Origin of the sequence: Hymenobacter lapidiphilus (assembly GCF_003417065.2) — a bacterium.
Classification (GTDB): Bacteria; Bacteroidota; Bacteroidia; order Cytophagales; family Hymenobacteraceae; genus Hymenobacter.
Genome location: NZ_QVLT01000001.1, coordinates 228,082 through 238,787 on the forward strand (window position 1 = coordinate 228,082; position 10,706 = coordinate 238,787).

At 61.6% G+C, this 10,706-nt stretch carries 7 protein-coding genes and 1 pseudogene; 5 read left to right on the plus strand and 3 right to left on the minus strand.

Features of this window, described 5'->3' with window-relative positions; translation table 11 throughout:
- Window positions 1–39: 39 nt before the first annotated feature.
- The 3 genes from D0N36_RS01110 to D0N36_RS01120 form a co-directional block, all read right to left on the minus strand.
- Window positions 40–1,050 (minus strand): M28 family peptidase, encoded by a 1,011-nt coding sequence (locus tag D0N36_RS01110; protein ID WP_116939208.1) that lies wholly within the window; start codon window positions 1,048–1,050, stop codon window positions 40–42.
- 231 nt (window positions 1,051–1,281) lie between these two features.
- Window positions 1,282–2,787 carry a cysteine--tRNA ligase gene (cysS, locus tag D0N36_RS01115; RefSeq protein ID WP_116939222.1) on the minus strand — a complete coding sequence of 502 codons (1,506 nt, stop codon included), beginning with the start codon at window positions 2,785–2,787 and terminating at the stop codon, window positions 1,282–1,284.
- 301 nt (window positions 2,788–3,088) lie between these two features.
- Window positions 3,089–4,213: an endonuclease/exonuclease/phosphatase family protein gene (locus tag D0N36_RS01120; protein WP_147320701.1), complete on the minus strand. Its 1,125-nt coding sequence runs from the start codon at window positions 4,211–4,213 to the stop codon at window positions 3,089–3,091.
- A gap of 149 nt (window positions 4,214–4,362) precedes the next feature.
- Between D0N36_RS01120 and D0N36_RS01125 the strand changes: the two genes are divergently transcribed.
- The 5 genes and pseudogenes from D0N36_RS01125 (at window position 4,363) to D0N36_RS01145 (ending at window position 10,672) form a co-directional block, all read left to right on the plus strand.
- Window positions 4,363–6,855 (plus strand): DUF7948 domain-containing protein, encoded by a 2,493-nt coding sequence (locus tag D0N36_RS01125; RefSeq protein WP_147320702.1) that lies wholly within the window; start codon window positions 4,363–4,365, stop codon window positions 6,853–6,855.
- On the plus strand, window positions 6,753–7,847 hold the full coding sequence (locus D0N36_RS01130) for a T9SS type B sorting domain-containing protein (RefSeq protein WP_116939211.1): 1,095 nt from the start codon (window positions 6,753–6,755) through the stop codon (window positions 7,845–7,847). The genes D0N36_RS01125 and D0N36_RS01130 overlap by 103 nt, the downstream gene beginning before the upstream one ends.
- A gap of 217 nt (window positions 7,848–8,064) precedes the next feature.
- Entirely contained in the window at window positions 8,065–8,544 is a 480-nt protein-coding gene (locus D0N36_RS01135) for a ribosome maturation factor RimP (protein ID WP_190242462.1), read from the plus strand.
- 133 nt (window positions 8,545–8,677) lie between these two features.
- Window positions 8,678–9,913, plus strand: a pseudogene (gene nusA / locus D0N36_RS01140) (transcription termination factor NusA); the annotation flags it as partial.
- Window positions 9,914–10,429: 516 nt separating this feature from the next.
- Window positions 10,430–10,672, plus strand: coding sequence for a hypothetical protein (locus D0N36_RS01145; RefSeq protein ID WP_190242463.1), 243 nt, complete (start codon window positions 10,430–10,432; stop codon window positions 10,670–10,672).
- Window positions 10,673–10,706: the final 34 nt, after the last annotated feature.

The following is a 10,706-nucleotide window of genomic DNA, read 5'->3' on the forward strand; positions in this document are numbered from 1 at the left end:
CTAACAGCCAACATCTCAGGGCTAATAACTCACAAAAATCTACTGTCCATAGATAACCGTCAGCACCGTCTGGCCCACCGCTTTGAGGGTGCGCCGGTCAATGACGCTCATGTTGTCCTGGGTGGTGTGGTGGTAGGGCCGGAACTCGCCGCTGGGCAGAAAGTCGATGATGTCGATGGTGCGCACGCCGGCTTGGTTGGTGTACACGTGGTCGTCATCAATGGAAGGAGCATCGGCATACAGAAAGAAGTCGGAAAAGCCCAACTGGGAGGCTGTATTCCACACTTTCTCCACCACATCGGGGGCCTTTTCGCGTGAGAGGCCCTCACGGCTGAACTTGGCTCCCTGGGCTCCCACCATGTCGAGCAGGATGCCAAAGTTGGCCTTGTAGTTGGCGGGCACCACGTTTTTGGCCCAGTACTGCGAGCCCAGGCACCAACTGTCCTGGCTGCCGAGCAGGTTCGTTTTGTCGGCCTGCGTTACGCCGTCGTAGCCGTAATCCTCCGAGTCGAAGAGGATGAAATCGACGCCTACTCCTGGCGCTAGGCTATCGGGCTGGGCGGCCAGCACGCGGGCCAGTTCCAGGGCCACGGCCACGCCACTGGCGCCGTCGGAAGCACCGTCGAGGGGCGCGTTCTTGTTCTCGGCATCCTTATCGGCGAAGGGGCGGGTGTCCCAGTGGGCAAACACGGCCACCCGGCGCGGGGCCTCGGGGTGAAAGCGGGCGATGATGTTACGCGACTTGAGGATGTTGCCGTCAAACGCCTTGGCCTCGAAAGGCTGCTCCTGCACCGTAAGGCCATGCTTTTTGAATTGCCCGATAATCCAGTCGCCGGTTTTTACGTGGGCGGCCGTGTTGGGCACCCGTGGCCCGAAGGCCACCTGCTTCGCGGTAAAGGCGTAAGCCGAATCGGCGTTGAAAGCGGGCGTTTTGGGCAGGGCCGCTACTTCGGCGGCCACCGTATCGGCGGTGTCTTTTTTGCCGGGGCAGCCAGTGAGCAGCAGCAGGCCCGCCAGCGCGGCCGGAACAAATCGGAGGGTGGTTTTCATGGGCAGAAATGCGCGTTGGGTAATAAGCTATTCGCTCTTGTACTGGTTGCAAAGCGTAACACGAAACTAAGAAACTGTTCGGGCTTGCTAGGAACGGTGTAGAGACGCAACGTTTTGCGTCTCGTCGTTGAACGACGGTGCAAAACGGTCGATATCAGCATCGACGAGATGCAATATTTCGCGTCCCTACATTATTCTCGGCCAACTCCAAAGCTTCCACGTTTCACTCCGCTACTCCTCGCTATAGGCCCAGTCGACGCCGGTTTTGGAGTCCTTCACCACGATGCCCTGCTGCTTGAGTGCGGCCCGGATTTCGTCGACTTTGCCGTAGTCCTTAGCGGTTTTGGCTTCCTGGTAGAAGTGCAGCGTCAGGCTTAGCAGGTCTTCGGCGCGGGCGCGGGGCTCGTCGCGCAGGCCCAGCACGTCCTGCACCAGGGTGCGGTAGGTGGCGGTGGCTTCTGCCAGGGCTTCGGGGCTTACCTGGGCCAGCGTATCAGGCTTAGCCGCGTAGCCGTTGAGTTTGCGCAGCAGGTTGAAGAGGCTGGCCAGCGTGCGGGCCGTGTTCAGGTCGTCGTTGAGGCCGGTGAAGCAGTCGTCGGCCAGTTTGCGCAGCTCGGCATCGGCGGCGCTGGTGTCGGCGGCGGCTTCCGTGCCTTCGGGCAGCTGCAGCTTTTCCAGCAGGCGCAGGCCGTTCATTATTTTACGGTAGCCCTTACCGGCGGCCTGCAGGCCCTCATCGGTAATATCGACGGGGCTGCGGTAATGGGCCTGGAGCAGGAAGAAGCGGGTTGTCATGGGCGAGTAGGCCTGGGCCAGCACCTCATTCTCGCCGCTGAAAAGCTGGCTGATGGTGATGAAGTTACCCGCCGACTTGCTCATCTTCTGGCCGTTCACCGTTATCATGTTGTTGTGCATCCACACCCGGGCTTCATTGGTGGGATGCTCGCAGGCCTGGCTCTGGGCAATTTCGCATTCGTGGTGCGGAAACATCAGGTCCAGTCCGCCGCCGTGAATATCGAACTCGGCGCCGAGGTACTTGCGGCTCATGGCCGAGCATTCGAGGTGCCAGCCGGGGAAGCCTTCGCTCCAGGGCGAAGGCCAGTGCATGAGGTGATGCTCATCGGCCCGCTTCCAAAGGGCAAAATCCAGCGGGCTGCGCTTCTCGTCCTGGCCCGTCAGGTTATCGCGCGAGCCGGCCAGCAGCTCCTCCACTACCCGGTTCGAAAGCTTGCCGTACTCGTTGCCGGCAGCATTGTAGGCCGGCACATCGAAGTACACCGAGCCGTTGGATTCGTAGGCAAAGCCGTTGCCGATAATCTGCTTCACCATCTCAATCTGCTCGATGATGTGGCCACTGGCGCGGGGCGTAATGTCGGGCGGCAGGCAGCCCAGGGCCACCATGTGGTCCTGGTAAAGGTTGGTGTAGCCCTCGGCCACCTCCATAGGTTCCACCTGCCGGGCCCGGGCAATCCGGCCAATTTTGTCCTCGCCCTCGTCGGCATCGTCTACCAGGTGGCCCACGTCGGTGATGTTGCGCACGTAGCGCACCTTATAGTCAAGGTAGCGCAGGTAACGCGTGAGCACATCGAACACCACCGGACCGCGGGCGTTGCCCACGTGGGCCTCGCTGTACACCGTTGGGCCACATAGGTACACGCCCACAAAAGGCGCGTTCAGGGGTTCAAACGGGGCTTTTTGACGGGTAAGCGTGTTGTAGAGCGAGAGAGGCTGGGGCATATGTACTGAGCTATTAGCTTTCAGCTGATAGCTGTTAGCTTTCATTTTGATTGACAGGCGCTTCTACTTGTAGAAAGTGGCGTCGGTGCGTGAGCGGGTGCGGTGCAAAAGTAACGGCAGTTTCCCAGAGTGCGGAAAGACGAGAAGAAACAGGCTAATAAGCCCGAATTATGGATAACAAAGTCTAAAGCCCGACTCAAACGGTATAAAACCTCGGCCAGCCAGTCTATAAAGTTCAATCGGGGGTTTATAAAGACGGGTAGCCAGTATAAAAGTCGTGGCACCACGGTCACTCATTTCGCTACTGCTTTGGCTTGAGCTGGTAAGTGGCCGTGGTGGGGAAGTGGTCGGAGTAGAGAATTTCGTAGTTCACCCAGAAGTCATGCACCTGCCAGCGCGGGCCGGCAAACTGGTTGTCGATGCGCAGGAAGGGGATGCGGCCGTTGTAGGTGCTGCCCACACCGTTGCCCACGGCGGTCCAGGCGTTCTGAAAGTGGTCGGCCAGCTGGTCGTAGCTGTAGCTGTAGGGCACGTCGTTGAGGTCGGCGCAGAGCAGTATTGGGTAGGGGCACTTGGCAAAGCGGGCCACCAGCGTATCAATTTGAGCGTGCCGCAGCACCGCCCCGCGCTTGAAGCGCCGTAGTAGCCCCAGGCCCTTCTTTTTCAGGCCCGATTTACTAGAGTAGCTGTCCACAATATCCTTTTCATCCATGCTCATACTCTGCAGATGGAAGCTGTACACCCGGATGGTGTCATTGCTGGGCAGGCGCAAATCGGCCCACATGCCGTGGTTCTGGGTCAGCTTGCCAAACTGAATGGTGCCTTTATTCACGATAGGATGGCGTGAGAAGATGGCCATGCCGAACTCGGCCCCGGCGCTGTTGGTCAGCGTTTTCGATAGGAACGACTCGCGCCCCGCCTGCCGGCCGATTTTCTCCATGGTGCGGAACACGTTACCGTCGGCCGACTTGGTGCCGGTGGGCTCGTTGTAGAACTCCTGCAGGCACAGCACATCGGCCGGGCTTTCGGCCAGCCAGCGTACCATCTCCTTGGATGACTGCAGGCCGTCGTTGCGCAGCTGCGGATACACATTAAAGATGCGCACGTTGGCCGACAGCACCTGCACTACGGGGCCGGCGGTGGCTGGTTCGGCGGCCGTAGTCAGGCGCAGCGGGTGCAGGGCCAGCCCACGCTGGAAGTGGGGCCAGGTGACCCCGGCCAGCACCAGCGGCAGCAGCGCCACCGGCCAGCGCCGCAGCAGCCAGTAGCCGGCTGCCAGCAGGTTCAGGCCCAAGGCCACGGGCAGCGTGAGAGCCCCAAAAATGGCCGGCCAGAAGGTGTAAGCGGGTATCTGCGCGCAGGCAATGCCCACCAGCACCCATCCCATCACCAGCAAAGTGCACTTGAAAGCAAACGAACGACGCACAGATTCCTCTTTTCTATCAACCGGAAGCGGATAAGTAAAGGTAGCTCTTCCGGTCCGGCCCCGCATTACCGGCCCCATCTGGCTACCCGGCAGCCCGGGTTTTACGCGGCTAGTTATGTATCTTTCCCGGGCATTCTATCCTTCTTTATATGAGTAGACTACTACCGCTCTGGCTGTGCTTGCTATTGCCTTTATCGTTGACTGCCGCCCCGCGCCCCACAGCTGCCCCGGGCCCCGAAAAAACGCTGGAATTCGTGGAGAACAAGGGTCAGTGGCCCAAGGCGGTGCGCTACCAGGCCGAGCTGCCCGGCGGGCGGCTCTACCTCACGCCCACCGGCTTCACCTACTCGTTTCTGAGCGCGGCCACCTTCGCCCAGATAAACCATCGTCACGGCGACGATAACGCGCCACCTCGTTCGGCGGCCCCTGTGCCCACCCAGGCGCAGGGCCATGCCTACACGGTGTCGTTTGAGGGGGGCAATGCCCGGGCCACGCTGCTACCCGAGCAGGCCACCAGCGGCACGCGCAACTACTTTCTGGGCAGCAACCCGCGCGAGTGGGCCAGCGGCGTGGCCGGCTACCGGCAGGTGCGCTACCAGGCCGTGTATCCCGGCATTGATGTGCGGGTGTACGAAAACGCCGGCCAAAACCTCGAATACGACTTCGAGCTGGCCCCTGGCGCGAAGCCCGACAACATCCGCCTGCGCTATGCCGGTCCCGACGCCGTGCGCCTCTCGGCTGAGGGCCAGCTGCTGATTGAAACCAGCGTGGGTACCGTAGTCGAGCAGGCGCCCCTGGCCTGGCAGACCACGTCCGCCGGCCGCCGGCTCCCGGTGAGCTGCCGCTTCGAGCTGCAGGGCAGCACGGTGCGCTTCCGCCTCGGGAGCTACGACCCCAAGCTGCCGCTGGTTATCGACCCGACAGTGCTGTTTTCGTCGTTTACCGGCTCGCTGGCCGACAACTGGGGCTTCACGGCCACCCACGATGCGCAGGGCAATATGTACTCGGGCGGGGTAGCTTTCGGACCGGGCTATCCGGTTTCACCGGGCGCGTTCCAGACCAGCTTTGCGGGTATGGCCGATGTGGCCATCATCAAGTATAAGGTAACCGCCGGCGGCGCGGCTGCCCGCCTCTATGCCACCTACCTCGGCGGTAGCCGCACCGATGCCCCCCACAGCCTGGTAGTAAACGGCTTGGGCGAGCTGGTACTGCTGGGCAGCACTAGCTCGGGCAATTTCCCGGTTACTGCCGCAGCGGCGCAGCGCACCTTCCGGGGTGGGCAGCCGGTGAACCCATTTGGCGGCGCGATACTCGACCAGATGGGCTACCCCGAGGGCTCCGACCTGTTCGTGGCTACCCTCAGCGCCGATGGCAGCAAGTTGGTGGCCGCTACCTACCTGGGCGGCTCGGCCAACGACGGCCTCAACCTGAGCCTGGCCAACAACTATGGCGACCAGTTTCGGGGCGACGTGCTGACTGACGGTGCAAACAACGTGTACATCGCCTCCACTACCAACAGCACCGACTTCCCGGTGGCCGGAGCCCTGCAGCGCAATCTGCGCGGCACCACCGACGCAGTGGTGTGCCAGCTGCCCCGCCTGCTCGACCGCCTGAACTGGAGCACTTACTTGGGCGGCACCGGCACCGACGCGGCTTTCTCGCTCCAGCTCACGGCCGGGCGCACGCTCTACGTGGGCGGCGCTACTACCGGCACGGGCTTCCCCACGGTGGCCGGCAGCCTGCACCCGCAGTCGGCGGGTGGGCGCGAGGGTTTTGTGGTGGGCCTGGCCGCCGACACCGGCACCCCGCGCTACGGCACGTATCTGGGTACCTCGGCCGACGACTTGGCCTTTTTCGTGCAGCTCGACAACAGCGGCGACGTGTACGTACTGGGCCAGACCAACTCGAAGGCCTACCCCAAAACGGCCGGCCTCTACGGTACGCCCGGCGCCCGGCAGTTTATTCATAAGCTTGACGCCACGCTCAGCACCACTATGTTCAGCACCACGTTCGGCTCGGCCCAGTCGGAGCACGAGTTTTCGCCTACCGCCTTTTTGGTTGATGATTGCGAGAGGGTATATGTGAGTGGCTGGGGCGGCGCGACCAACCGGGGCTACAGCACGGGCACCACCCGCAACCTGCCCGTTACGCCCGACGCCGTCCAGAAAACCACCGACGGCAACGACTTTTACCTGGCCGAGTTTGCGGCCGGCCTTACCGGGCTTGAGTACGCCACGTTTTATGGCGAGCAGGGTGGCCGGGGCGAACACGTGGACGGCGGCACTTCCCGCTTTAGCAAGAAGGGCGTGGTGTACCAGGCCGTGTGCGGCGGCTGCGGCGGCACCCAGGGCTTTCCGGCACCGCCGGGCGCCAGCTTCTATACCACCCGCAACGGCAGCACCAACTGCAACAACGCGGCCTTTGCCATCAACTTCGACATCATCACCGCCGACCCCGGCGCCACCCGCTACGCCTGCGCCACCGATGGGCCGGTGCTGCTGGGCGGGCAGCCGGCGGGCGCACCTGGAGCGGCCCCGGCGTGGTGCGCCGCCCCGATGGGCGCTACGAGTTCCGGCCTACGCCCGAGCTGGTGGGCCGCAATGTGCTCCAGTACACGGTGCAGGCCACCGGCGTGTGCGTGAGCACCCGCCCCATGGCCCTGATTGTGGCCAAGACTCTGCCAGTAACCATTACCCCGCTGGTTCCCCTGTGCGCCAACGCCAGCCCGATAACGCTGCGAGCTACGCCCACCGGCGGAACCTGGAGCGGCCCGCGGGGCCTGAGCGGTAACACCTTCGATCCGCGCCTGTCGGGACCGGGCACGTTCACGCTCACCTACTCGATAAGCGACACGGTGGCCTGCGGCATAGCCAGCACCACCGTTACCGTAAACGCCCCCCCCACGCCCCAGGCCGGCCCCGACCTGACGCTGTGCGCCTACGAAACGGCCCCCGTACAGCTGACCGGGGCTACCCCCGCGGGCGGCACCTGGAGCGGCCCCGGCGTTACGCCGGCCGGCCTGTTCACCCCGCCCGATACCCGCCTGCTGGGCGGCATTTTCACGCTTAGTTATACAGTGAACGAGAACGGCTGTGCGATTACGGCCACCCGGCGGGTGCTGCTGGCTCCTTCGCCCACCACCAACGCGCCATTGCAGGTGCCGGTGTGCGAACGGTTTCCGGAGTTCACCGGTCTGGCCCCGCTCACCCTCACCATGAAGCCGGTACTCACGGGCGGCACCTACGAGTGGGACTTCGGCGACGGCAGCCCCCGCTCGACAGAAGAAAACCCCGAGCACGTATTTACGCAGCCCGGCCGATACAACGTGCGCCTAGTAGCCCGCTACGCCAATTGCGTGGTCGAAACCAGCTTCGCGCCGGTCATCGTCAACCGCACCTTCGTGCCCAACATCATCACCCCCAACAGCGACCAGCAGAACCAAACCTTTATTCCGTATTTCAGCTGCCAGACTACCCAGCTGAGCCTTTACAACCGCTGGGGCAGCAAGGTGTACGAAACGGCCGACTACCGCAACAACTGGCAAGCCACGGAGCTATCCGACGGCCTGTATTACTACCAGTTGAAGGACGCCGACGGCCGTACCGCCAAAGGCTGGCTGACAGTAGTGCGGTAAGTAATGAGGATGGCGTAGTGAGTATAGCGAGGTGAGAAATCGGGCAGATACTCAGCATGGCCTCTGTCTCACCTCGCTGTACTCACTGCTCCATCCTCGTTCCTCACTTGATTGCGGCATTTTCTTGTTGTACCTTTGCCCCACAAGTTGACGCAAGACCAGAGGGGACGTATCGTCCCCTCTTTCTTTTTCCTGCCATTACCAAGGCCCGCTGCCTATGACCCTCGACCGTAACCTGCTACTGGAAATGCTGCGCGATAGTCTGCCCCTCGAAGGCACCCTGTTCGCGGTAGATTTGACCGTTTCGGATTCCGTGCGGCCCAAAGTAACCGTTACGCTTGATGGCGAGCAGGGCCTGGGCATTGATGAGTGCGCGCAGGTGAGCCGCCGGCTGGCCCGCCGCATCGAGGAGCATTATGGCGACGAGCTGAGCTACACGCTGGAAGTGACCTCGCCCGGCGCCGACCAGCCCCTGCGCGACCCACGCCAGTATGTGCGCCACGTGGGCCGTACCCTGCACCTGAAACTGCAGGACGGCACCGAGAAAACCGGCAAGCTCGAAGCCATTCTGCCCGAGGGAGACGGTATCGAGCTGGCCGAAATACTTAAAGAAAAACACAAGGAGAAAATCCTGCCCGTCATCACCGTATCCTTCCAGGATATTACCGAGGCGACAGTGGTTATTTCGTTTAAATAAACGACAAGCTTTAAGCTGAAAGCCTCACGCTTTTTCGTTTAGCGCAAGCTTTTAGCCATCAGCCTTTATTTATTCACTTTCCGGCTTACCCGGCTGCTTGCAGCTTGTAGCCTGAAACTTGAAGCTCAAAGAAATGAACAGCAGCGTCCTGATTGAATCGTTTGCCGAATTCGCCCGCTCGAAGAACATCGACCGGCCCACCATGATGAGCATCCTGGAGGAAGTGTTTCGCACGATGATTCGCAAAAAATACGACGACGACTCCAACTTCGACGTCATCCTCAACGTGGACCAGGGCGACCTGGAAATCTGGCGTAACCGCGAAATCGTGGACGATAACTCGGAGGACATCTGGGACTTCGACAAGATTCCGCTGGCGGAGGCGCAGAAGATTGAGCCCGACTTTGAGGTGGGCGAGGAAGTGGCCGAGGAAGTAAAGCTCGAAGACTTCGGCCGCCGCGCCGTACTCATGGCCCGCCAGACGCTGATTCAGCGCGTGAAGGACCTGGAGCGCGACCTGCTCTACCAGACCTACAAGGACCAGGTAGGCGAAATCGTAGTGGGCGAAGTGTACCAGGTGTGGGGCCGCGAGGCGCTCATTCTCGACAAGGACGACAACGAGCTAAGCCTGCCCAAGGGCGAGCAGATTCCAAAGGACCGCTACCGCAAGGGCGACAACATCCGCGCCGTGGTACACCGCGTGGATGTGCTCAACGGCACGCCCAAAATTATCCTTTCGCGCGCCGCGCCGGCTTTCCTCGAGCGCCTGATGGAGCAGGAGGTGCCCGAGATTTTCGACGGCCTTATCACCATCAAAAACATTGTGCGTGAGCCCGGCGAGCGGGCCAAAGTGGCCGTGGAGAGCTACGACGAGCGTATCGACCCCGTTGGTGCCTGCGTGGGCATGAAAGGCTCCCGCATTCATGCCGTGGTGCGCGAGCTCGAAAACGAGAACATCGACATCATCAACTACACCGACAACTTGGAACTGTACATCGCCCGGGCTTTGTCGCCGGCCAAGCTCACGTCGATGAAAATCAACGAGCAGACCGGCCGCGTATCGGTGTTCCTGCGGCCCGACCAGGTAAGCCTGGCCATCGGCCGCGGTGGTGCCAACATCAAGCTGGCCTCGCGGCTGGTGGGCATGGAAATCGATGTGTTCCGCGACGCCGGCGACTTCGAGGAGGACATTGCCCTCGACGAGTTCAGCGACGAAGTGGAAAGCTGGATTATTGATGAGCTGAAGAAAATCGGCCTCGACACCGGCCGCGCCGTATTGGCGGTGAACAAGGAAGACATTGTGCGCCGCACCGAGTTGGAGGAGGAAACCGTGGAGGAGCTGTTCCGTGTTATCCGGAACGAATTCGACGACGAAGCTGAAGCAGCTTCCAAGCCCCGTTTCGCCGAGGATGAGGACGAAAACAGCGACGACACGGTAGCTGACGACAACGATGCCAGCAACACCGACGCAGTAGCCAACATCGCCAGCGACGACGATGCTAACGCTGGTGACGCGGTAGCTGATGAGGCTCCGGCCACTGAAGCAGCAGTTGAAGCAACGACCGAAGCAGCCGAAACGAAGACGAGTGAGGCGCCCACCGAAGCCACCGCAGAGCATCCGGCAACGGCTGCCGACCCGGATTCGGAGCCGCTTAAAAAAGACGATTCACCAAATTCCGGCGCGCGCAATGAGTGCGCGGCGGCCGGTACGGCAAGGACGCTGAAATCAGGTCGGGTGGCTTGATTTCAGCGTCGCCCGGCAAGATTTAATGTAGTACCTTTGCAACTGAATAAGAGCATCGTTCGCGAGCACAGAATGGCGGAAGCATCAACTAAACGGCTAAATCAGGCAGCCAAAGACCTGAACGTTGGCATTTCCACGATTGTGGATTATCTGACGGAAAAAGGGCATTCCATCGAAAACAAGCCAACGACCAAGCTAACGGCCGAGCAGGTAACCCAGCTCAATAAGGCCTTTGCTTCGTCGATGCAGGATAAGAAGGAAGCCGAAAAAGTGAGCCAGGCCAAGCGCCAGAGCGAGCAGGACGCTGCGGCGGCCCATGCCCGTGCGACCGAAGCGGCACGGCCTACGCCCCCTCCCGCCCCGGCCCCCGAGGCCAAGCCCTGAGCCGGCCCCTCGCCAAACCCGCTCTTGGTGGCCG

Bases quoted from the DNA above. Each gene is read 5' to 3' on its own strand.
- D0N36_RS01135 (WP_190242462.1), top strand. From the start codon at position 8,065: ATGACCCTCGACCGTAACCTGCTACTGGAAATGCTGCGCGATAGTCTG.
- D0N36_RS01110 (WP_116939208.1), bottom strand. From the start codon at position 1,050: ATGAAAACCACCCTCCGATTTGTTCCGGCCGCGCTGGCGGGCCTGCTG.
- D0N36_RS01125 (WP_147320702.1), top strand. From the start codon at position 4,363: ATGAGTAGACTACTACCGCTCTGGCTGTGCTTGCTATTGCCTTTATCG.
- cysS (WP_116939222.1), bottom strand. From the start codon at position 2,787: ATGCCCCAGCCTCTCTCGCTCTACAACACGCTTACCCGTCAAAAAGCC.